Origin of the sequence: Pseudomonas sp. NFPP24 (genome assembly GCF_900112095.1) — a bacterium.
GTDB lineage: Bacteria > Pseudomonadota > Gammaproteobacteria > Pseudomonadales > Pseudomonadaceae > Aquipseudomonas > Aquipseudomonas extremorientalis.
In genome coordinates, this window is record NZ_FOKD01000014.1 from 146,323 (window position 1) to 166,633 (window position 20,311).

The following is a 20,311-nucleotide window of genomic DNA, read 5'->3' on the forward strand; positions in this document are numbered from 1 at the left end:
ACTATTGTCCCAACTTCAGGCGAGCGGTCTCGCCGGTGGTGAACGGCGCTACGTCCACAGGCTGGCCGTTGTAGGCCACTTGCGCGCCACGGGCAAAGCCCAGACGCAGCGTCAAAGGAGGCTTGCCGCCCTGGTCGAGCGTATCTCCCTTACGCTTCAGACCGCTAAACAGCACTTTGCCATTGCCGTCGGTGACTTGCGTCCAGCAGTCGGCGACGAAGGTAATCTGTACGCGGCCATCACCGGCGATCAACGCTGGGGTGGTAGGTGGCGAAATCGCTGCCGGGGCGGTCTGGGCCTGAGTCGCTGGCGCCTGTACAGGAGCGGCCGGGGTGTGGGCCGGAGCTGCAGGCGTCGCGGGAGCCGGTGCGACAGCGGTCGAGGCAGGCGGGGTTTCCGGTGCAGGCTGCTCAGTGGCAAGCGGCGCTTCAGGCGTGGTCTGGCCTTCTGCTACAGCCTGGTCTTCCGGCTCGTCCAGCGGATGAATCTGGGTGGTGCCGTCGGCGCTTTCGACTTCGACGTGCTCCATGGCGTTGCTGGTCAGGTCCTTGGTGCGCTGGGAGGTCTGGTCTTGCCACCAGACAAAACCGCCACCAATGACAGCGATCAGCAGCAGCAGGCTGACAATTCGCAAAATCGTGTGGGAAACCCGCACCGGCTCTTCGATGCGACCCAAGCCATGCACATTGCTGCCCTGGGAGTCGGTGCCGGTGAACTGGTCGAATTCCTGGACCAAAACTGCCTGGTCGATCCCCAGCAGCTTGGCGTAGGCACGGATATAGCCGCGGGCGAAGGTATGCCCAGGCAGCTTATCGAACGCGCCAGCTTCCAGGTTGCCCAGGGATGTAGTGGTCAAATTGAGCTTGAGGGCCACTTCCGCCAGCGACCAACCATTGCTTTCGCGGGCCTGACGCAAGGTGTCGCCTGGGTTTACGCGATTAGCTGCTACAACTTCCGGGTGCGCCGCTTTCATCATTGCTCCGACAGGTATTGCTGATATTCCGGCGTACCGGGATAGAGTCGTTCGAGTTGTTGGCCAAAACGTGCGGCCTTGTCGCGTTCTTCATGAACCGTCGCCAGTCGCACACCGAGCAATAGACTACGTGCATTTTGCCCGCTGAGCAGGCTAAAACGTTCGTAATAGTCACGTGCCGGCACATAATGCCTGTCATCAAAGGATATCTCAGCCATTTCGAGCAATGCCCGAGGCTGACGACCGTTCAAATGCAGGGCTTTTTCCAGTTGCCGGCGAGCATTGTCGCGCTGGCCGAGGCGGATCGAGGTGACCCCAAGGTTCTCGAACACCCGCGAACGCTCAGGATAGAGGGTATCGGCGCTGGCTTGCTGGAAATAAAGGGCGGCCTGCTCATAACGTTCCTGCGCAAACAGGAAACTGCCGTAGTTGTTCAGCAGCCGCGGATCGGCAGGGCGTGCGGCCAGGGCCTTGTGGAAATAGCGGTCAGCCAGTTCAGGCTCGGCCTGGGCCTGGAACACCAGGGCCAGTGCGGCATTGGCATCGGCGTCGTGGCTGTCCAGCTCAAGGGCCTTCTTCAACGGCACCTTGGCCTGCTCGCTCATGCCTTGTTGCAGGTAACCCAAGCCCAGTTGCACATAGGCAACTCGCGCCTCATCACGGCCTTTACCGGTTTGCAAAGGGCTGTCATGGCCCGATGAAACACAACCGGCCGCAAGACCGGTAAAAAGTAAAAGCAGCGCAAGGCGCAAGGGCATAGAGTTCCTCTCTCAGATTCGATTCACAGCGATCAGCGGCAAATCGTCGGCGGCGTTCACTTCGCGTCCGGCGATATAGCGCTCGCTGCGGCGGGTGCGGTCCATCACCTGCCCGACCAATTGGCCACAGGCGGCGTCGATGTCTTCACCACGGGTGGTGCGGACGGTGACGTTGTAGCCGGCCTGGTGCAGTTGATCCTGGAAACGACGGATGGCGTTGTTGCTCGGCCGCTCGTAGCCAGAATGTGGAAACGGGTTGAACGGAATCAGGTTGATCTTGCACGGGGTGTCCTTGAGCAACTCGATCATCTCGACCGCGTGCTCAACCTTGTCATTGATGTCCTTGAGCAAGGTGTACTCGATGGTCAGCACGCGCTTTTCGCCCAGGGACGACATATAGCGCTGGCAAGATTCGAGCAGCATCTTAAGCGGATACTTCTTGTTGATTGGCACCAATTGGTTACGCAATGCGTCATTGGGTGCGTGCAGCGACAACGCCAGGGAGACGTCGATGTGCTTGGACAGCTCATCGATCATCGGCACCACGCCGGAGGTGGACAGGGTTACACGGCGCTTGGAGATGCCGTAGCCCAGGTCGTCCATCATCAGGTGCATGGCCGAAACCACGTTGTCGAAGTTCAGCAGCGGCTCACCCATGCCCATCATCACCACGTTGGTGATGGCACGGTCGACGGTCGCCGGGACGCTGCCAAAGGATTTGTTGGCAATCCACACCTGGCCGATCACTTCGGCGGCGGTGAGGTTGCTATTGAAGCCTTGCTTGCCGGTGGAGCAGAAACTGCAGTCCAGGGCACAGCCTGCCTGGGACGAAACGCACAAGGTGCCGCGTTTGCCCTGGGGAATGTACACGGTCTCGACACAGCTGCCGGACGCAACGCGCACCACCCATTTACGGGTGCCGTCGCTGGAGATGTCCTCGCTGACCACTTCCGGACCACGTACCTCGGCAATGGCCTTGAGCTTGTCGCGCAGGGCCTTGCTGACGTTCGTCATGGCGTCGAAATCATCGACGCCAAAGTGGTGAATCCATTTCATTACCTGACCGGCACGGAAACGCTTCTCCCCGATTGAGTCGAAGAATTTCTCCATTTCCGGCTGGGTCAGCCCCAGCAGGTTGGTTTTTACAGTCGATGTCGTCATGGATTCACCCTCACTCTTTAAGCCGATGCTTAGCGAGCGGTTACTTCAGTAGCGGCGAAGAAGTACGAGATTTCGCGAGCAGCAGCGGCTTCGGAGTCCGAACCGTGTACAGCGTTGGCGTCGATGGACTCGGCGAAGTCAGCACGGATGGTGCCGGCAGCGGCTTCTTTAGGGTTGGTAGCGCCCATCAGCTCACGGTTCAGAGCGATAGCGTTTTCGCCTTCCAGAACCTGAACAACAACAGGACCGGAGATCATGAAGGCAACCAGGTCGCCGAAGAAGCCACGAGCGCTGTGCTCAGCGTAGAAGCCTTCAGCTTCAGCCTTGGACAGTTGCTTGAGTTTCGAAGCTACAACCTTCAGGCCGGCTTTTTCGAAACGAGTGGTGATCTCGCCGATGACGTTTTTTGCAACAGCGTCAGGCTTGATGATGGAGAAAGTACGTTGAACAGCCATGGTGTAACTCCAGAAACGGTAATTTACGAAAAATTAAACCCGCGAATTATACGCGGGTTATTGGGTATTGCCTAACTGCGTAAGGGAGGCGTCAGTCCTGTTCTTCTTTCCAGGCAGTCTGGATAGCCTCCAGGACCTTCTCACCACCGCGATCACGCTCATCTTCGAACCCTGGCAGCGCCATGACCATGTCACGCAAAGCTACAAAGTTCAGGGAGTAAGGATCCAGATCCGGGTTGGCGTCGGCCAACAGGATAGCGATCTCTTGCACATCAACCCATTTAAGACTCATGACACTTCCTTGAATCAATGCGGCGCTTCGGCTGCATGGTTGAGGGAATATTTCGGGATTTCGACGGTGATGTCTTCCGTGCCAACCTTTGCCTGACAGCTTAGGCGAGAAGTCGCTTCCAGGCCCCAGGCACGGTCAAGAAAGTCTTCTTCCAGCTCGTCTGCTTCTTCCAGGGAATTGAAACCCTCGCGGATGATGCAGTGACAGGTGGTGCAGGCGCAGACACCGCCGCAGGCACTTTCGATCTCGATGTGGTTGTCATGGGCAACTTCGAGGATGGACTTGCCGGTCTCAGCCTCCACGACCATACCGTCCGGGCAATGCTCGGCGTGTGGCAGAAAAATGACCTGCGGCATTGATTATTCCTCGATTTCATTCAGGTTGCGCCCGGCCAGTGCGGCTTTCACCGTCTGATCCATGCGGCGGGCGGCAAAGGCATCTGTCACTTGCGACAGGCGCTTGGTCTGTTGCTCGATAGCGTAGCCATCGTTGCCTTTCATCAGCTCGGCCAGTTCCTGCATCTGCAGGTCAATGACCATGCGCTCTTCGGCATCCAGCAGGCGCTCGCCGTCGGCATCAAGGGCACCCTGCACCGCTTCGAGCAGGCGCTGGGCATCCACTTGTTGCTCGCGCAGCACGCGAGCGACCTTGTCGTCACCGGCATACTGGAACGAGTCCTTGAGCATCTTGGCGATTTCGCCGTCGGTCAGGCCGTAGGACGGCTTGACCTGGATGCTGGCTTCAACACCCGAACCCAACTCACGCGCAGCGACGTTGAGCAGGCCGTCGGCGTCGACCTGGAAGGTCACGCGAATCTTTGCCGCGCCAGCCACCATCGCCGGAATGCCGCGCAATTCGAAGCGCGCCAGGGAGCGGCAGTCACTGATCAGCTCGCGCTCGCCTTGCAGCACATGGATCATCATGGCCGTCTGGCCATCTTTGTAAGTGGTGAAATCCTGGGCACGGGCGACGGGGATGGTGGTGTTGCGTGGTATCACCTTCTCCATCAGCCCCCCCATGGTTTCCAGCCCCAGGGACAGCGGGATCACGTCGAGCAGCAGCAGTTCGCCACCATCGCGCTTGTTACCGGCCAGGGTGTCTGCCTGGATCGCGGCGCCGATGGCGACCACCTGGTCCGGATCGATTTCAGTCAGCGGCTGGCGGCCAAAGGCTTCGGCGACGGCTTCACGCACGCGTGGTACGCGGGTGGAACCACCGACCATGACCACTGCACCCACGTCCTCCAGTTCGATACCGGAATCACGTACGGCACGGCGGCAGGCTTTCAGGCTGCGGGCGACCATAGGCTCGATCAGCGCATCGAAGGCTTCGCGGGTCAGCTGAGCTGACCAAGTGCCGTAGGAAACTTCAACGCTTGCCGCATTGGTCAGTGCTTCCTTGGCCGCGCAAGCGGTCTGCAGCAGGTTGCGCTGCGCGCCCGGGTCCAGGTCGGCAGACAAGCCGGCGCTGGCGATGATCCAACCCGCAATGGCGTGGTCGAAGTCGTCGCCGCCCAGGGCGCTGTCGCCACCAGTGGCCAGCACTTCGAAGACGCCACCGGTCAGGCGCAAAATCGATATATCAAAGGTGCCACCGCCCAGGTCGTAAATGGCAACCAGGCCTTCGGCATGCTGGTCCAGGCCATAGGCCACGGCTGCAGCGGTCGGCTCATTGAGCAGGCGCAGCACGTTCAGGCCGGCAAGTTTGGCCGCATCCTTGGTAGCTTGGCGCTGGGCATCATCGAAATAAGCGGGAACGGTGATCACCGCGCCGACCAGTTCGCCGCCCAGAGTCTTTTCCGCGCGCTGACGCAGTACCTTGAGGATATCGGCCGACACTTCCACAGGGCTTTTCGGGCCTTGGACGGTGTCGATGAACGGCATATGGGATTCGCCACCGACAAAGCGGTACGGCAACTGGTCGCCCAATTGCTTGACGTCGGACAGACCACGACCCATCAAGCGCTTGACCGACAGTACGGTATTCAAAGGGTCGGAAGACGCCGCCAGCTTGGCCGACTCACCCACTTCGGTACGATCAACGTGATAGCGCACGGCAGAGGGCAGGATCACCTGGCCATCAGCGTCCGGCAGCGGCTCGGACAGGCCGCTGCGCAAGGCAGCAACCAGGGAATTGGTGGTGCCCAGGTCAATCCCGACCGCCAGGCGACGCTGGTGCGGTTGAGGGCTTTGGCCGGGTTCGGCGATTTGCAGTAGGGCCATGGTAATCAGGTCTTATCTGTCTATCAGGCGTGCATCACGGGCAGCACACGGGGTTAATCGTCGAGGCGCTCTTCTAGCTGGCGCACTTCGTAGGTGAGCTTGTCGAGGAACTGCATGCGCCGCATCAGGCGTTCGGCCTGCTCACGTTGCGCTGCATCATCCCAACAGGCTGCGAAGCTTTCGTTGAGCTCATCCTGGGCGGTTTTCAGACGACGCTTGAAGACTGCAACACCAGCCAGATCGGCCTCGTCCTGCAAGTCTTCGAGTTCTTCGCGCCACTGCATCTGCTGCATCAGGAAGTCCGGATCATGCACGGTCACTTCCAGCGGCAACTCGCCACCGTTCATCGCGAGCAGGTAGCGCGCGCGTTTCGGGGGGCTTTTGAGCGTCTGATAGGCTTCGTTGAGGCTGGCCGATTGCTCCAGCGCCAGGCGCTGCTCACGCTCGGAAGCGTCAGCGAAGCGGTCCGGGTGCACGCCACGCGCCAGTTCTCGGTAGCGCGTGGCAAGCTGCTCAAGGTCAAGCCGAAAGCTCGGCTGCAGCTCGAATAAAGCGAAATGACAAGGAGTACCCACGAATAGCCTCAGATGTTGAAGCTTTCGCCGCAGCCACATTCACCGCGTACGTTGGGGTTGTTGAACTTGAAGCCTTCGTTCAACCCTTCCTTGACGAAATCGAGTTCGGTGCCGTCCAGGTAGGTCAGGCTCTTGGGGTCGATAATCACTTTCTCGCCGTGACTTTCGAACACCTGGTCTTCCGCAACCACCTCGTCGACAAACTCCAGCACGTAGGCAAGGCCGGAACAGCCCGTGGTGCGAACACCCAGACGAATCCCCTCACCTTTACCGCGCCCATTCAGGGAGCGGCGAATGTGCTGCGCAGCCGCTTCTGTCATGCTGATAGCCATCGTTGACTCCTTACTCGTCGCCAAATGCTTAGATCAAGCCTTTCTTCTGCTTGTAGTCGCGAACGGCCGCCTTGATGGCGTCTTCTGCGAGTACCGAGCAGTGGATTTTCACGGGCGGCAGGGCCAGTTCTTCGGCCAGCTGGGTGTTGCTGATAGTGACAGCCTCATCCAGGGTCTTGCCTTTCATCCATTCGGTCGCCAGGGAGCTGGAGGCGATAGCCGAACCGCAACCGTAGGTCTTGAACTTGGCGTCTTCGATAACGCCAGCGTCGTTGACCTTGATCTGCAGGCGCATCACATCGCCGCACGCCGGAGCGCCGACCATGCCGGTGCCGACATCAGGATCTTCCGCGTCCATCTTGCCGACGTTGCGCGGGTTTTCGTAGTGGTCGATGACCTTTTCGCTGTAAGCCATGGTACTGAATCCTCACTCATCAGGGCCGCTCTGGAACCCTGTAGAAACGCCTGCGTTTTCCGCCACGTTCCTACAGAGCTGGGGTGGCGGCTTCTATAGTTAGTGTGCCGCCCACTCGATCTTGGAAATATCGACACCGTCTTTGTACATGTCCCACAGCGGCGACAGGACGCGCAGCTTGTTGACGGCCTCGCAGACTTTCTGCGCGGCGTAGTCGACTTGCTCTTCGGTGGTGAAGCGGCCGAACGTAAAGCGGATCGAGCTGTGTGCCAGTTCGTCGTTGCGGCCCAGGGCGCGCAGTACGTACGAAGGCTCAAGGGACGCGGAAGTGCAGGCCGAACCGGACGAAACCGCCAGGTCCTTGAGCGCCATGATCAGCGACTCGCCTTCGACGTAGTTGAAGCTCAAATTCAGGTTGTGCGGTACGCGGGCGGTCATGCTGCCGTTGATGTACAGCTCTTCAAGGCCTTCGACCTGCTTGTAGAAGCGGTCGCTCAGCGCTTTGATGCGCACGTTTTCGGCAGCCATGTCTTCCTTGGCCACGCGGAAGGCTTCGCCCATGCCGACGATCTGGTGGGTCGCCAGGGTGCCCGAACGCATGCCGCGCTCGTGACCGCCGCCGTGCATGGTGGCTTCGATGCGCACACGTGGCTTGCGGCTCACGTACAGGGCGCCGATGCCTTTGGGGCCGTAGGTCTTGTGGGCCGAGAACGACATCAGGTCGACTTTCAGTTTCGACAGGTCGATGTCGACCTTGCCGGTGGACTGTGCAGCGTCGACGTGCAGCAGGATGCCCTTGGAACGGGTCAGCTCGCCGATGGCCGCGATGTCGTTGATGGTGCCGATTTCGTTGTTCACGTGGATCACGGAAACCAGGATGGTGTCTTCACGCAGCGCGGCTTCGATCATGGCCGGGGTGACGATACCGTCGGTGGTCGGCTCGAGGTAGGTGACCTCGAAACCTTCACGCTCCAGTTGGCGCATGGTGTCGAGGACAGCCTTGTGCTCAATCTTGGTGGTGATCAGGTGCTTGCCTTTGGTCGCGTAGAAATGCGCCGCGCCCTTGATAGCCAGGTTGTCGGACTCGGTGGCACCGGAGGTCCAGACGATTTCACGCGGGTCTGCACCCACCAGGTCAGCCACCTGGCGACGAGCGTTCTCGACCGCTTCCTCGGCCTTCCAGCCGAACACGTGGGAACGGGAGGCCGGGTTGCCGAAGTTTCCGTCAACCAGCAGGCATTCGCTCATCTTTTGCGCGACACGCGGATCAACCGGGGTGGTCGCTGAGTAATCAAGGTAAATCGGCAATTTCATGGACTTTCTCCTAAATCAGGCTGGCTGGCGCGCCGTTAGCTCTTCGGCTGTCACTCGACGGCGGACGCTTCGATCTTGTCCAGACGCGGCGCCTTGGTGTTGCAACGGCGCTGGTCCTGACGCTGGGCTACTTCTTGCACCTCACGGCGAGTCACAAGATCAGCCAAGCTGATACCACTCAAAAACTCATGGATCTGCAGGCTCAAGTCACACCACAAGTGGTGCGTGAGGCAGGTGTCGCCGGCGTGGCAATCACCCAGCCCCTGGCATTTGGTGGCGTCGACGGATTCGTTGACCGCGTCGATCACCTGGGCGACCTGAATGCCCTGCATGTCGCGGGACAACTGATAGCCACCACCCGGCCCACGCACACTGGAAACCAGGTTGCTGCGACGCAATTTGGCGAACAGTTGCTCGAGGTAGGACAGGGAAATGCCTTGGCGCTCAGAGATATCGGCCAGGGACACCGGCCCAGTTTGCGCGTGCAAAGCCAAGTCGAGCATGGCGGTCACCGCGTATCGGCCTTTTGTAGTCAGTCTCATGGACAAGTACCAAGGTGTTTCAGAATGGGAGCAAGTATGCGATTCCCGAGTATTTAAGTCAACTATAAGACCTAGTACTTTAGTCAGGATTACCCGTAAAAAAGGGCGCGCGAATCATAGCAGGATGGGTCGACGACGAACAGCGAGAACAGGGGCGGATGGAGATCGCTGGATCAACGGAGACCAAAATGTGAGAGGGGGCTTGCTCCCGATAGCGGTGTACCAGCCACGAAAGTGGTGAATGACACATTGTTATCGGGGGCAAGCCCCCTCCCACAGAAAGGTCTCAGCCGGCCTTGGACGCAGCCTCGTCCTTGATCTCGGCGAAGTCTTCTTCGCGCAACTCAGGCAGATCTTTCGCACAGTAAGGGCTGCCCAGATCCTTCAGCGCACCGCACATACCCTCCAACTTGCCGTCAACCGCCTGCAGATGGTCGAGCAACTGGCCGATAGCACGCGCCACCGGGTCCGGCATGTCCTCGCTGACACCATAAGCATCGAAACCGATCTTCTCGGCCATGGCCTTGCGCTTGGCCTCCTGCTCATCGCCGACTTCCGGCTTGACGATGATCCGGCCTGGAATACCGACTACGGTCGCTCCCGGAGGTACGGCCTTGGTCACGACAGCATTGGAACCGACCTTGGCGCCCGCCCCGACAGTGAACGGACCGAGCACCTTGGCGCCCGCCCCTACCACCACGCCATCACCCAGCGTCGGGTGGCGCTTGCCTTTGTTCCAGCTGGTGCCGCCCAGGGTCACGCCCTGATAAAGGGTGACGTCATCACCAATTTCGGCGGTCTCGCCAATCACGATGCCCATGCCATGATCGATAAAGAAACGGCGCCCGACTTTGGCGCCCGGGTGAATCTCGATCCCGGTCAACCAACGACCGAAGTTCGACACCAGCCGCGCCAGCCATTTCCAGCCCATGCCCCACAGGGCACCGGACAAGCGGTGAATCCAGATCGCATGCATGCCTGGGTAGCAGGTCAGCACTTCAAAGGCGTTGCGCGCCGCCGGGTCACGGTGGAAAACACTCTGGATATCTTCTCGCAGACGCTCGAACATTTTTAATCCTTCCGCTTAAGAAGCTCGCCACGGGCCGCTTTCTGGGTTTCCGTGAGGATGCCACGCAATATATTCATTTCCGCCCGGCTGACCGAGCTGCGTCCGTAAAGGCGACGCAGGCGCGCCATCAAGTGCCGTGGTTTTTCCGGATCGAGGAATTCGATGGCCACCAGGGTTTGCTCCAGGTGCTCATAAAACCGTTCCAGCTCGTCCATAGTGGCCAGTTCGCCGCTTTTGGTCGAGGCAACCTCGTCCTTCTCTACCTTGCTCGGCTGGCCAGCAGCGGCCAGCCAGGCCATGCGCACTTCGTAAGTCAACACCTGCACCGCTGCCCCGAGGTTCAGCGAGCTGAACTCGGGGTCTGATGGGATGTGCACGTGGTAATGACATCGCTGCAGCTCTTCATTGGTCAGGCCGGAGTCTTCACGACCAAACACCAAGGCGATTTCAGCACCACCAGCGGCCTCTTCCACCACCTTGGTGCCGCACTCACGCGGATCCAGCAGTGGCCAGGGGATGCGACGGTCACGGGCGCTGGTGCCAAGCACCAGGTTGCAGCCGACCAAGGCGTCTTCCAAGGTGGCGACGACCTGGGCTTTTTCAAGCAGGTCATTGGCGCCGGATGCACGGGCATCGGCCTCGTGATGCGGGAACACGCGCGGGTCGACCAGCACCAGGCGCGTCAGCCCCATGTTTTTCATGGCTCGCGCCACCCCGCCGATGTTGCCGGGATGACTGGTATTGACCAGGACGACACGAATGTTTTGCAGCAAGGGAGGCGCTCTCGGACACGGGAAAGGGGAGCAAATCTTACAGAACAGCCTAAGGTTATGCCATGAAAGCTAACGTCGTCCTTCACCTGAAGAAAGTTTCTGCTAGAATGCTCGGCTTTCTTTAACAACCTTAGGTGACACATCCATGCAGCCCATGCTGAATATCGCGCTGCGCGCCGCCCGCAGCGCCAGTGAATTGATCTTCCGCTCCATCGAGCGCCTGGATACCATCAAGGTCGACGAAAAAGACGCCAAGGATTACGTATCCGAGGTTGATCGCGCCGCCGAACAGAAAATCATCGACGCCCTGCGCAAGGCCTACCCTACCCACGGCATCCTCGGTGAAGAAACCGGCCTGCACAAAGGCAGCGGTGAAGGCGAAGACTACCTGTGGATCATCGACCCACTGGATGGCACCACCAACTTCCTGCGCGGCATCCCACACTTTGCCGTGAGCATCGCGTGCAAATACCGTGGCCGCCTGGAACACGCCGTTGTACTCGACCCAGTCCGCCAGGAAGAATTCACCGCCAGCCGTGGCCGTGGCGCCCAGTTGAACGGTCGTCGCCTGCGCGTCAGCGGCCGCACCAGTCTGGACGGCGCCCTGCTGGGTACCGGCTTCCCGTTCCGTGACGACCAGATGGACAACCTGGAAAACTACCTGGGCATGTTCCGCGCCCTGGTTGGCCAGACCGCCGGCATTCGCCGCGCTGGCGCAGCAAGCCTGGACCTGGCTTATGTGGCCGCCGGTCGTTTTGATGCGTTCTGGGAGTCGGGCCTGTCCGAGTGGGACATGGCTGCGGGTGCCCTGCTGATCCAGGAAGCAGGCGGCTTGGTGAGCGACTTCACCGGTGGCCACGACTTCCTTGAAAAAGGCCACGTGGTTGCCGGCAACACCAAATGCTTCAAGGCAGTACTGACGGCGATCCAGCCGCACCTGCCGGCTTCGCTGAAGCGTTAAGCGAGCGAGCACAAAAAAGCACCCCGAGGGGTGCTTTTTTTTGTGCCTGGGATTACTGCTGGTTCTGACCCAGGATCAGACGACCTTCTTTGTCGACCGGGATCTGGCCACCTGGATCACGATCCATACGCACGGTGCCTTCCTTGCCATCCAGGTTGTAACGCACGTCATAGCCGACCACCTTGTCGCTGATGTCGTTGACGGTGTTACAGCGGGTTTGCGTGGTGGTGTAGGTATCGCGGTTCTGCATACCTTCCTGAACCTTGTTACCGGCGTAACCGCCACCCACCGCACCGGCTACCGTAGCCAGCTTCTTGCCATTACCGCCACCGACCTGGTTGCCGAGCAGGCCACCGGCCAGTGCACCTACCACAGTGCCGACGATCTGATGCTGATCCTGCACCGGCTTCTGCCGGGTCACGGCGACGTCCTTGCAGACCTCGCGCGGGGTTTTTATCTGGGTTTTCACCGGCTGCACTGCCAGCACTTGCGCATACTCAGGGCCGCTTTTTACCAGGCTGTAGGTGGCAACAGCACCCCCGGCAGTCACACCGACAGCACCCAATACCGCACCAACCAGTAACGACTTGTTCACGTGAACCTCCTGACCATCACAAACGGATCGAAAGATCCGCGCTATACCCAGCCTTGGAGCAAAAAAAAAGGCACGAGTTCAATACTCGTGCCTTCTTTGTAACAGCAGATCAACAAGCGCCCATCAAGGACGGTCGTCGACCTCCTTGCCAGTGCTGGCCGGAGGGATCAGGTCTTCGCTGTTGAGGTTCAGCCAGATCAGCACCACGTTGGCGATGTAGATCGACGAATAGGTACCCGCCAGTACGCCGATGAACAGCGCCAGGGAGAAGCCCCACAGGTTGTCGCCACCGAAGATCATCAGCGCCGCAATCGCCAGCAGCGTGGAGATCGACGTCGCCATGGTGCGCAGCAGGGTCTGGGTGGTGGAGACGTTGATGTTCTCGATCAGCGACGCCTTGCGCAGTACGCGGAAGTTCTCACGAACCCGGTCGAATACCACGATGGTGTCGTTGAGCGAGTAACCGATGATCGCCAGCACAGCCGCCAGTACGGTCAGGTCGAAGGTCACCTGGAAGTACGCCAGGATACCCACGGTCACGATCACGTCGTGGATCAGCGACACAATCGCGCCGACACCGAACTTCCACTGAAAGCGGAACGCCAGGTAGATCATGATGCCGACCAGCGCCATCAGCATGCCGAGGCCGCCCTGGTCGCGCAGTTCTTCACCGACTTGCGGGCCGACGAACTCGACGCGCTTGACCGATGCCGGGTTGTCGCCGCCGACCTTCTGCAAGGCCTCCGCCACCTGGTGACCCAGTTGCGGGTCTTCGCCCGGCATGCGCACCAGCAGGTCGGTGGTCGCACCGAAGCTCTGCACGACGGCTTCGTGATAGCCGGCCTTGACCAGCTCGTTGCGCACCAGGGTAACGTCGGCAGGCTTCTCGTAGGTCAGCTCGATGAGCGTACCGCCGGTAAAGTCCAGACCGTAGTTCAGGCCCTTATGGAACCAGCTGAACAACGCCAGAACGGTAAGGAGCACGGTGACGCCGAACGCAACGTTGCGAACGCCCATGAAGTTGATTGTACGTAACATGGCAGCCCCTTAAATCCACAACTTCTTGAAGTCACGCCCGCCAAAGATCAGGTTGACCATTGCGCGGGTCACCATGATGGCCGTGAACATCGAGGTAAAGATACCGAGGGACATGGTCACCGCAAAACCTTTGACCGGGCCGGTGCCCATGGCAAAGAGAATCCCGCCGACCAGCAACGTGGTCAGGTTGGAGTCGAGAATCGCGGTAAATGCCCGGCCGAAGCCTTCGTTGATTGCACGCTGTACGGTCATGCCTGCCGCGATCTCTTCACGGATCCGCGAGAAGATCAGTACGTTGGCGTCTACCGCCATACCCATGGTGAGTACGATACCGGCGATACCTGGCAGGGTCAGTGTAGCGCCCAGCAGTGACATCAGGGCCAGCAGCATCACCATGTTGCCCGCCAGGGCCACGGTGGCGATGATGCCGAAGAAGCGATAGATGGCGATGATGAACAGCGACACGAACAGCATGCCCCACAAGGCTGCATCGATACCCTTGGTGATGTTGTCGGCACCCAGGCTCGGGCCGATGGTACGCTCTTCAGCGAAGTACATCGGCGCCGCCAGGCCACCGGCACGCAGCAACAGGGCCAGCTCAGACGATTCACCCTGGCCGTTCAGGCCGGTGATACGGAATTGAGCACCCAGTGGCGACTGGATGGTCGCCAGGCTGATGATCTTCTTCTCTTCCTTGAAGGTCTGGACCGGTACGTCTTTCTCGACGCCGTCGACCATTTGCTTGGTGTAAGTGGTGACCGGGCGCTGCTCGATGAAGATCACCGCCATGCTGCGACCGACGTTGCTGCGCGTGGCGCGGCTCATCAGGTCGCCGCCATGGCCATCCAGGCGGATGTTCACTTCAGGCGTACCGTGCTGCGAATCGAAACCGGCCTTGGCGTCGGTGACCTGGTCACCGGTGATGATCAAGCCACGCTCGATCAATGCAGGAGGACGGTTGCCTTCGCGGAATTCGAACTCTTCGGCCGTGGCGCGGGTAGCACCCGGCTCAGCCGCCAGACGGAATTCCAGGTTGGCGGTCTTGCCCAGGATACGCTTGGCTTCAGCCGTGTCCTGCACACCTGGCAGCTCAACCACGATGCGGTTGGCGCCCTGGCGCTGAACGATCGGCTCGGCCACACCCAGTTCGTTGACCCGGTTACGCACCGTGGTCAAGTTCTGCTTGATGGAGTACTCACGGATTTCCGCGATCTTGGCTGGCGTCATCGCCAGACGCAGTACAGGCTGACCATTGAGGTCGGCCGGTACGATATCGAAATCGTTGAAGTTCTTGCGCACCAGCGCACGGGCCTGTTCGCGGGATGCTTCGTCAGAGAAGCCCAGCTGGATGGCGCCGTTGATCTGCGGCAGGCTGCGATAACGCAACTTCTCTTTGCGCAGCAGGCTCTTCACATCGCCTTCGTAGACTTTCAGGCGCGCGTCGAGCGCTTTGTCCATGTCGACTTCCAGCAGGAAGTGCACGCCACCGGACAAGTCCAGGCCCAGTTTCATCGGGTGCGCGCCAATGCTGCGCAGCCATTGTGGCGTGGTCTGTGCCAGGTTGAGCGCGACCACATAGTCGTCACCCATGGCCTTGCGCACGACATCCTTGGCCGGCAATTGGTCTTCTGCCTTGGTCAGGCGCAGCAAACCGCCTTTCGCACCAGCTGCCAACGTTGCCGCCTTGACCTGGATACCCGCGTCGTTGAGCGCTTTGCTCGCGCGTTCCAGATCAGCCTGATTGACCTGCAGCGAAGTGCTGGCGCCAGTGATCTGGATCGCCGGGTCATCAGGATAAAGATTGGGAGCGGAATAAATAAAACCGATCGCCAGCACCGCCAGGATCAGTACGTATTTCCACAGAGGGTATTTGTTCAGCATCACGCCGCCCGCTTATAACGCGGGGCGCCTTGCGCGCCCCGTCGATTGGTAAAGGTTGTTACTCAGATCGCTTTGAGCGTGCCTTTTGGCAGCGTGGCGGCGATGGCGCCCTTCTGGAACTTCATTTCTACGGTGTCGGAGACTTCCAGGACCACGAAAGCATCGGAAACCTTGGTGATCTTGCCGGCGATACCGCCAGTGGTCACCACTTCGTCGCCTTTTTGCAGGCTGCCGAGCAGGTTTTTCTGCTCTTTGGCGCGCTTGGCCTGTGGACGCCAGATCATCAGGTAGAAGATGACCAGGAAGCCGACCAGGAAAATCCACTCGAAACCACCGCCCATAGGACCGGCAGCGGCAGGCGCAGCGGCATCAGCCATGGCGTTAGAGATAAAAAAGCTCATTTAGCACTCCAGTTGCAAATAGTGAATCTTAGGGTCGGAAAACTCAGTCCAAGGGCGGCACAGGGAGCCCGCGCTTGGCATAGAAGGCATCGACGAAGGCGGCCAATGTACCCTGTTGAATAGCCTCGCGCAAACCAGCCATCAGGACTTGGTAGTGACGCAAATTGTGGATGGTATTCAACATGCTACCCAGCATTTCCCCGCACTTGTCCAGATGGTGCAGATAAGCACGGGAGAAGTTCTGGCAGGTGTAGCAGTCACAGGTGGGATCCAGCGGCGAATCATCATGGCGATGGAACGCGTTACGGATCTTCAGCACGCCTGTATCGATGAACAGATGCCCATTGCGGGCATTACGGGTTGGCATCACGCAATCGAACATGTCCACACCGCGGCGCACACCCTCTACGAGATCTTCCGGTTTGCCAACGCCCATAAGGTAACGAGGTTTGTCAGCGGGCATCAGGCCCGGCAGGTAATCCAGCACCTTGATCATCTCGTGCTTGGGCTCGCCCACCGACAGACCGCCGATGGCCAGGCCGTCAAAGCCGATCTTGTCGAGGCCTTCCAGCGAGCGCTTGCGCAGGCTTTCATGCATGCCGCCCTGGACGATCCCGAACAGCGCCGCCGTATTGTCGCCATGGGCGTTCTTCGAGCGCTGGGCCCAACGCAGCGACAACTCCATGGAAATCCGCGCGACATCTTCGTCTGCCGGGTACGGCGTGCACTCGTCGAAAATCATCACGATGTCGGAACCCAGGTCGCGCTGCACCTGCATCGACTCTTCCGGGCCCATGAACACTTTGGAACCGTCAACCGGCGAGGCGAAGGTCACGCCCTCTTCCTTGATCTTGCGCATGGCGCCCAGGCTGAACACCTGGAAACCACCCGAGTCGGTCAGGATCGGGCCCTGCCACTTCATGAAGTCATGCAGGTCGCCGTGCTTCTTGATCACTTCCGTGCCCGGGCGCAGCCACAGGTGGAAGGTGTTGCCGAGGATGATCTCGGCGCCGGTGGCGACGATGTCACGCGGCAGCATGCCCTTGACGGTGCCGTAGGTGCCCACGGGCATGAAGGCCGGGGTCTCGACGGTGCCGCGCGGGAAAGTCAGGCGACCACGACGGGCTTTACCGTCGGTGGCGAGCAATTCAAACGACATACGACTCATAGTTGTTCCTCTGGGCCGCGTGGCGCCGGGTTACGGGTGATAAACATCGCATCACCGTAGCTGAAAAAACGGTACCCATTGTCGATGGCGGCTTGATAAGCGGCCATGGTCTCGGGGTAACCGGCAAATGCCGACACCAGCATCAACAGCGTGGATTCCGGCAAATGGAAGTTGGTGACCAGGCAATCGACCACATGGAACGGCCGGCCTGGGTAGATAAAGATATCGGTGTCGCCGCTGAACGGCTTGAGCACGCCATCACGCGCCGCACTCTCCAGGGAGCGCACGCTGGTGGTGCCGACCGCGATCACCCGCCCGCCACGCGCCTTGCACGCAGCCACGGCATCCACGACGTCCTGGCTGACTTCCAGCCATTCGCTGTGCATATGGTGGTCTTCGATGTTATCCACACGCACCGGCTGAAACGTCCCGGCCCCCACGTGCAGGGTCACATAGGCGGTTTCGACGCCCTTGGCCGCAATCGCATCCAGCAGCGGCTGGTCGAAATGCAACCCGGCCGTCGGCGCGGCAACGGCGCCCAGGCGCTGGGAGTACACCGTCTGATAGCGCTCGCGGTCCGAGTCCTCGTCGGGGCGGTCTATATAAGGAGGCAACGGCATATGGCCGACACGCTCCAGCAGCGGCAACACCTCTTCGGCGAACTTGAGCTCGAACAGCGCATCATGGCGCGTCACCATCTCGGCTTCGCCACCGCCATCAATGAGGATGGAAGAGCCCGGTTTCGGCGACTTACTGGAGCGCACATGGGCCAGCACGCGATGGCTGTCCAGCACCCGCTCCACCAGGATTTCCAGCTTGCCGCCGGAGGCTTTCTGGCCAAACAGCCGCGCCGGAATCACCCGGGTATTGTTGAACACCATCAAGTCGCCTGGGCGCAAATGCTCAAGCAAATCAGTGAATTGACGGTGTGCGAGGGCACCGCTCACCCCGTCCAGGGTCAGCAGTCGACTGGCGCGACGCTCGGCCAAAGGGTGGCGAGCGATCAGCGAATCAGGGAGCTCAAAAGTAAAGTCAGCAACGCGCATGATGGGGTTCGTCTAGCAGGGCCGGGAAGTCTAGCGGAAATAGTCAAAATTGACCATGAAACGTGATTGACCAACGGTAATCACCTCTCTATACTTCGCCGCCATTGAGCCCTGATGGCGGAATTGGTAGACGCGGCGGATTCAAAATCCGTTTTCGAAAGGAGTGGGAGTTCGAGTCTCCCTCGGGGCACCATCTTAAAAAAAGACCTTGAAATTCAAGGTCTTTTTTTTCGCCTGTAGAAAAGTGGATGGTCAGCTGACTCGCTGCTCAGCGCCCACTATCAAGTTCAAACACAATCCCCTGTGGGAGCTGGCTTGCCTGCGAAGACGCCAGCCCAAACACCCTCAAACTACCTGCTGCCTACTCCCCCCAGAGTCACCCTCTGCCACAACCCCATTCGGCAACATCCCATTCGCCAAATCATCCACCACCGCCTTCGCCATCTCCCCCAAATAATGCGCCGCCCAGGCATAGCGATCTGCGCCTTTGTCCATGGCTGCATCCAATGCCAGCATTTTTGAACAATGGAGAAGCTCGGAGGCATGCTCAAGGGCATCGCGAATGGGTACGCCGGAATTGACGCGGAATAGGTGGTGGAGGCTGGGCTGTTTGCCGCAGTTGGAGAAGGTGATGACGCCGAGGGTTTTGTTGAGAGGTGGGTTGATCATTGGGCACCTCCCAAGTGGGCGGAGGTGTGGGTTGTGGGATTGCGAGGGTACGACCTATCAGAAACGCTCATTGCTCAAGCTCCTAATGTAGAGAGCTACCACGTTCGTTTCTCATGCGAATGGGTGGCAGCTATGCGCGGGCTGAGAAACCGGGACAATAGGAACCCGGCAGACCCGAAGGTCTCCCACGCATAGCCACCATGACACAGACATGCGGGCACAAAAAAGCGCCAACAGTCTAATGGATGGTGGCGCCTATGCGCCTATTGTTTCTCGGATTCTCAAGTCCGGTCGCTGGGTTGGAAGCGACGGAGAAAAAGTAGCTCAGGAGCGCCTGGAGATGAAAGTTAGTATCTGTGGCGAGAGATTTCCGGCGGCCAGTCTGGAGGGTTGCGGGCGTTAGGAAGAGGAAAGTCGTGCACAAACCCCGCTTACGTGCAGGCGTGGCGCTTGCTGTTTCTCTCTACGGGCGAGAAGACGTTGGCGCAGCACATGGCAGACGTCAACAAAGAGTTGAAAGCCGGTATGGAAGTTCGCATGCTCGCCCTGCCAGCTGACAAGAGCAAAGGCCTCGGCATGTTCGATGAGCTGAACGGTTTTGAGGACGCTGCTGCCCTCTCCGATGCGCTCAAGGTCCGTGTAGCCAAATACTACGGCACACCCCTCACCGCCTTCCTGCACGCACTGTGCGCGCCTGGAGAAATGCTCAGATGGTCGGTGATCGTTCGCCGCACGGTGGAGCAGTTCATCACACAAAACCTACCCGCATCGGCCAGTGGACAGGCCCAGCGTGCAGCCCTTCGCTTTGGCCTCGCAGCAGCGGCCGGAGAGTTGGCCACCGCTTTCGGCGTCACCGGCTGGCCTGACGGCACAGCCACGACCGCCGCGCGCGTGTGTCTGCATGCGTGGCTGGCCGAGCATGGCGGCGCCGGAAATTTCGAGGGTGATGCGATTTTGGCGCGGCTGAGACAGGTCATTGAGCGGTTTGGAGAAAGCCGCTTTACCCGCTGGGAATCTGCTGCCGCAAAAATCGATGAACACGGCCCACGCACGATTGATCGGCTGGGCTTTCGCAAGACCCTGGAACACGGCATGGGGGACGCACTGCACACCACCAACACCTACTACGTGCTGCCGGAAGCCTGGAGGGCTGAAATCTTCAAGGGCATGAATATCAGTGCGGTGAACAAGGAGCTGCTGCAACGGGGCGTGCTCGAGCCGGGAACCGACGGAAAGGCGTACAGCTTGATTCGCCTGCCCGGGTTACGGTACCGCGTCGATGCTGGCCTGGATGTTGGAGGAAAAGGACATCGAGCCACATGTGCCGGTGTAGGACAAAACCGAACGCAAGAACGACAGTTTTTCGAGCAACGATTTCCACTGGAATGAAGAGGCTGAGGAATACTGCTGCCCGGCTGGCAATGCATTACGTAGCGAATGGCGAGCCTTCAAGAACGAGCGTTCGCACGTCACCAAAGCCAACACCATTATCTTCCGATCCAGGCAGACCGACTGCGTTGCCTGTCCGATGAAAGCCAAGTGCTGCCCGAACACTGCGTTCCGCAAGATCGCCCGCAGCGTCCATGAAGCCGCGCGCGATGTGGCTCGGCGAATCGCAACGACACCTGCGTACGTGCGCTCTCGCCACGAACGTAAGAAGGTCGAAATGTT

Annotated in this window: 22 protein-coding genes, 1 tRNA gene and 2 pseudogenes; 4 read left to right on the forward strand and 21 right to left on the reverse strand. The window is 59.6% G+C overall.

The annotated features are described in order from the left end of the window. Position 1 precedes the first annotated feature (1 nt). From BM026_RS25370 to trmJ, 14 genes are all read right to left on the reverse strand, one after another. On the reverse strand, positions 2-973 hold the full coding sequence (locus BM026_RS25370) for a RodZ domain-containing protein (RefSeq protein ID WP_093128406.1): 972 nt from the start codon (positions 971-973) through the stop codon (positions 2-4). After that, positions 973-1,731 (reverse strand): type IV pilus biogenesis/stability protein PilW, encoded by a 759-nt coding sequence (pilW, locus tag BM026_RS25375; protein ID WP_093128403.1) that lies wholly within the window; start codon positions 1,729-1,731, stop codon positions 973-975. The genes BM026_RS25370 and pilW overlap by 1 nt, the downstream gene beginning before the upstream one ends. A gap of 12 nt (positions 1,732-1,743) precedes the next feature. After that, the gene (gene rlmN, locus BM026_RS25380) at positions 1,744-2,892 is read right to left on the reverse strand and encodes a dual-specificity RNA methyltransferase RlmN (protein WP_071489247.1); all 1,149 of its coding nucleotides are present in this window, start codon (positions 2,890-2,892) and stop codon (positions 1,744-1,746) included. Positions 2,893-2,921: 29 nt separating this feature from the next. After that, the gene (gene ndk / locus BM026_RS25385) at positions 2,922-3,347 is read right to left on the reverse strand and encodes a nucleoside-diphosphate kinase (protein WP_003175956.1); all 426 of its coding nucleotides are present in this window, start codon (positions 3,345-3,347) and stop codon (positions 2,922-2,924) included. Positions 3,348-3,438: 91 nt separating this feature from the next. After that, positions 3,439-3,639: a Fe-S cluster assembly protein IscX gene (gene iscX / locus BM026_RS25390; RefSeq protein ID WP_016977667.1), complete on the reverse strand. Its 201-nt coding sequence runs from the start codon at positions 3,637-3,639 to the stop codon at positions 3,439-3,441. Between the two features lie 14 nt (positions 3,640-3,653). Then, positions 3,654-3,995: an ISC system 2Fe-2S type ferredoxin gene (gene fdx / locus BM026_RS25395; protein ID WP_003175958.1), complete on the reverse strand. Its 342-nt coding sequence runs from the start codon at positions 3,993-3,995 to the stop codon at positions 3,654-3,656. A 3-nt stretch (positions 3,996-3,998) separates the two neighbouring features. Next, complete coding sequence (hscA, locus tag BM026_RS25400) at positions 3,999-5,861, reverse strand: Fe-S protein assembly chaperone HscA (RefSeq protein WP_092249218.1); 1,863 nt, start codon at positions 5,859-5,861, stop codon at positions 3,999-4,001. Between the two features lie 53 nt (positions 5,862-5,914). Continuing rightward, complete coding sequence (gene hscB / locus BM026_RS25405; protein WP_028617850.1) at positions 5,915-6,436, reverse strand: co-chaperone HscB; 522 nt, start codon at positions 6,434-6,436, stop codon at positions 5,915-5,917. A gap of 8 nt (positions 6,437-6,444) precedes the next feature. Beyond that, positions 6,445-6,768 carry an iron-sulfur cluster assembly protein IscA gene (gene iscA / locus BM026_RS25410; RefSeq protein WP_003175963.1) on the reverse strand — a complete coding sequence of 108 codons (324 nt, stop codon included), beginning with the start codon at positions 6,766-6,768 and terminating at the stop codon, positions 6,445-6,447. 28 nt (positions 6,769-6,796) lie between these two features. Continuing rightward, positions 6,797-7,183 carry a Fe-S cluster assembly scaffold IscU gene (gene iscU, locus BM026_RS25415; RefSeq protein WP_028617851.1) on the reverse strand — a complete coding sequence of 129 codons (387 nt, stop codon included), beginning with the start codon at positions 7,181-7,183 and terminating at the stop codon, positions 6,797-6,799. 99 nt (positions 7,184-7,282) lie between these two features. Continuing rightward, on the reverse strand, positions 7,283-8,497 hold the full coding sequence (locus BM026_RS25420) for an IscS subfamily cysteine desulfurase (protein ID WP_058423378.1): 1,215 nt from the start codon (positions 8,495-8,497) through the stop codon (positions 7,283-7,285). A 50-nt stretch (positions 8,498-8,547) separates the two neighbouring features. After that, positions 8,548-9,039 (reverse strand): Fe-S cluster assembly transcriptional regulator IscR, encoded by a 492-nt coding sequence (iscR, locus tag BM026_RS25425; protein WP_003194020.1) that lies wholly within the window; start codon positions 9,037-9,039, stop codon positions 8,548-8,550. A gap of 286 nt (positions 9,040-9,325) precedes the next feature. Then, entirely contained in the window at positions 9,326-10,108 is a 783-nt protein-coding gene (gene cysE / locus BM026_RS25430; protein ID WP_093128400.1) for a serine O-acetyltransferase, read from the reverse strand. 2 nt (positions 10,109-10,110) lie between these two features. Continuing rightward, positions 10,111-10,881: a tRNA (cytosine(32)/uridine(32)-2'-O)-methyltransferase TrmJ gene (gene trmJ / locus BM026_RS25435; RefSeq protein WP_092249224.1), complete on the reverse strand. Its 771-nt coding sequence runs from the start codon at positions 10,879-10,881 to the stop codon at positions 10,111-10,113. Between the two features lie 145 nt (positions 10,882-11,026). Here trmJ and suhB point away from each other — a divergent pair, with 145 nt between their 5' ends. Continuing rightward, the gene (suhB, locus tag BM026_RS25440; protein ID WP_003175971.1) at positions 11,027-11,842 is read left to right on the forward strand and encodes a type III secretion system regulator SuhB; all 816 of its coding nucleotides are present in this window, start codon (positions 11,027-11,029) and stop codon (positions 11,840-11,842) included. A gap of 52 nt (positions 11,843-11,894) precedes the next feature. On the opposite strand, the gene BM026_RS25445 is transcribed toward suhB, so the two are convergent. From BM026_RS25445 to queA, 6 genes are all read right to left on the reverse strand, one after another. Next, complete coding sequence (locus BM026_RS25445; protein ID WP_092249227.1) at positions 11,895-12,437, reverse strand: glycine zipper 2TM domain-containing protein; 543 nt, start codon at positions 12,435-12,437, stop codon at positions 11,895-11,897. Positions 12,438-12,560: 123 nt separating this feature from the next. Next, the gene (gene secF, locus BM026_RS25450) at positions 12,561-13,475 is read right to left on the reverse strand and encodes a protein translocase subunit SecF (protein WP_071489244.1); all 915 of its coding nucleotides are present in this window, start codon (positions 13,473-13,475) and stop codon (positions 12,561-12,563) included. Between the two features lie 9 nt (positions 13,476-13,484). Then, entirely contained in the window at positions 13,485-15,356 is a 1,872-nt protein-coding gene (gene secD / locus BM026_RS25455) for a protein translocase subunit SecD (RefSeq protein ID WP_071489243.1), read from the reverse strand. Positions 15,357-15,418: 62 nt separating this feature from the next. Further along, the gene (gene yajC, locus BM026_RS25460) at positions 15,419-15,757 is read right to left on the reverse strand and encodes a preprotein translocase subunit YajC (RefSeq protein WP_003175975.1); all 339 of its coding nucleotides are present in this window, start codon (positions 15,755-15,757) and stop codon (positions 15,419-15,421) included. A 43-nt stretch (positions 15,758-15,800) separates the two neighbouring features. Further along, positions 15,801-16,916 carry a tRNA guanosine(34) transglycosylase Tgt gene (gene tgt / locus BM026_RS25465; protein ID WP_003175976.1) on the reverse strand — a complete coding sequence of 372 codons (1,116 nt, stop codon included), beginning with the start codon at positions 16,914-16,916 and terminating at the stop codon, positions 15,801-15,803. A gap of 5 nt (positions 16,917-16,921) precedes the next feature. Further along, positions 16,922-17,971 carry a tRNA preQ1(34) S-adenosylmethionine ribosyltransferase-isomerase QueA gene (gene queA, locus BM026_RS25470; protein WP_093530479.1) on the reverse strand — a complete coding sequence of 350 codons (1,050 nt, stop codon included), beginning with the start codon at positions 17,969-17,971 and terminating at the stop codon, positions 16,922-16,924. A 108-nt stretch (positions 17,972-18,079) separates the two neighbouring features. Between queA and BM026_RS25475 the strand changes: the two genes are divergently transcribed. Then, positions 18,080-18,164 (forward strand) — tRNA-Leu (locus BM026_RS25475). A 152-nt stretch (positions 18,165-18,316) separates the two neighbouring features. Here BM026_RS25475 and BM026_RS25480 read toward each other — a convergent pair. Beyond that, positions 18,317-18,640: a DUF3077 domain-containing protein gene (locus tag BM026_RS25480; protein WP_093530481.1), complete on the reverse strand. Its 324-nt coding sequence runs from the start codon at positions 18,638-18,640 to the stop codon at positions 18,317-18,319. A gap of 384 nt (positions 18,641-19,024) precedes the next feature. Between BM026_RS25480 and BM026_RS25485 the strand changes: the two are divergent. Beyond that, positions 19,025-19,906 (forward strand): annotated as a pseudogene (locus BM026_RS25485) (DNA/RNA helicase, superfamily II protein); the annotation flags it as partial. Continuing rightward, a pseudogene (locus BM026_RS25490) lies at positions 19,905-20,311 on the forward strand (transposase); the annotation flags it as partial. The pseudogenes BM026_RS25485 and BM026_RS25490, both read left to right, overlap by 2 nt.

Bases quoted from the DNA above. Each gene is read 5' to 3' on its own strand.
- suhB (WP_003175971.1), top strand. From the start codon at position 11,027: ATGCAGCCCATGCTGAATATCGCGCTGCGCGCCGCCCGCAGCGCCAGT.
- secF (WP_071489244.1), bottom strand. From the start codon at position 13,475: ATGTTACGTACAATCAACTTCATGGGCGTTCGCAACGTTGCGTTCGGC.
- BM026_RS25420 (WP_058423378.1), bottom strand. From the start codon at position 8,497: ATGAAATTGCCGATTTACCTTGATTACTCAGCGACCACCCCGGTTGAT.
- ndk (WP_003175956.1), bottom strand. From the start codon at position 3,347: ATGGCTGTTCAACGTACTTTCTCCATCATCAAGCCTGACGCTGTTGCA.
- BM026_RS25370 (WP_093128406.1), bottom strand. From the start codon at position 973: ATGAAAGCGGCGCACCCGGAAGTTGTAGCAGCTAATCGCGTAAACCCA.
- pilW (WP_093128403.1), bottom strand. From the start codon at position 1,731: ATGCCCTTGCGCCTTGCGCTGCTTTTACTTTTTACCGGTCTTGCGGCC.
- fdx (WP_003175958.1), bottom strand. From the start codon at position 3,995: ATGCCGCAGGTCATTTTTCTGCCACACGCCGAGCATTGCCCGGACGGT.
- iscX (WP_016977667.1), bottom strand. From the start codon at position 3,639: ATGAGTCTTAAATGGGTTGATGTGCAAGAGATCGCTATCCTGTTGGCC.
- tgt (WP_003175976.1), bottom strand. From the start codon at position 16,916: ATGTCGTTTGAATTGCTCGCCACCGACGGTAAAGCCCGTCGTGGTCGC.
- rlmN (WP_071489247.1), bottom strand. From the start codon at position 2,892: ATGACGACATCGACTGTAAAAACCAACCTGCTGGGGCTGACCCAGCCG.
- queA (WP_093530479.1), bottom strand. From the start codon at position 17,971: ATGCGCGTTGCTGACTTTACTTTTGAGCTCCCTGATTCGCTGATCGCT.
- secD (WP_071489243.1), bottom strand. From the start codon at position 15,356: ATGCTGAACAAATACCCTCTGTGGAAATACGTACTGATCCTGGCGGTG.
- yajC (WP_003175975.1), bottom strand. From the start codon at position 15,757: ATGAGCTTTTTTATCTCTAACGCCATGGCTGATGCCGCTGCGCCTGCC.
- BM026_RS25480 (WP_093530481.1), bottom strand. From the start codon at position 18,640: ATGATCAACCCACCTCTCAACAAAACCCTCGGCGTCATCACCTTCTCC.
- cysE (WP_093128400.1), bottom strand. From the start codon at position 10,108: ATGTTCGAGCGTCTGCGAGAAGATATCCAGAGTGTTTTCCACCGTGAC.
- iscA (WP_003175963.1), bottom strand. From the start codon at position 6,768: ATGGCTATCAGCATGACAGAAGCGGCTGCGCAGCACATTCGCCGCTCC.
- hscA (WP_092249218.1), bottom strand. From the start codon at position 5,861: ATGGCCCTACTGCAAATCGCCGAACCCGGCCAAAGCCCTCAACCGCAC.
- iscU (WP_028617851.1), bottom strand. From the start codon at position 7,183: ATGGCTTACAGCGAAAAGGTCATCGACCACTACGAAAACCCGCGCAAC.
- iscR (WP_003194020.1), bottom strand. From the start codon at position 9,039: ATGAGACTGACTACAAAAGGCCGATACGCGGTGACCGCCATGCTCGAC.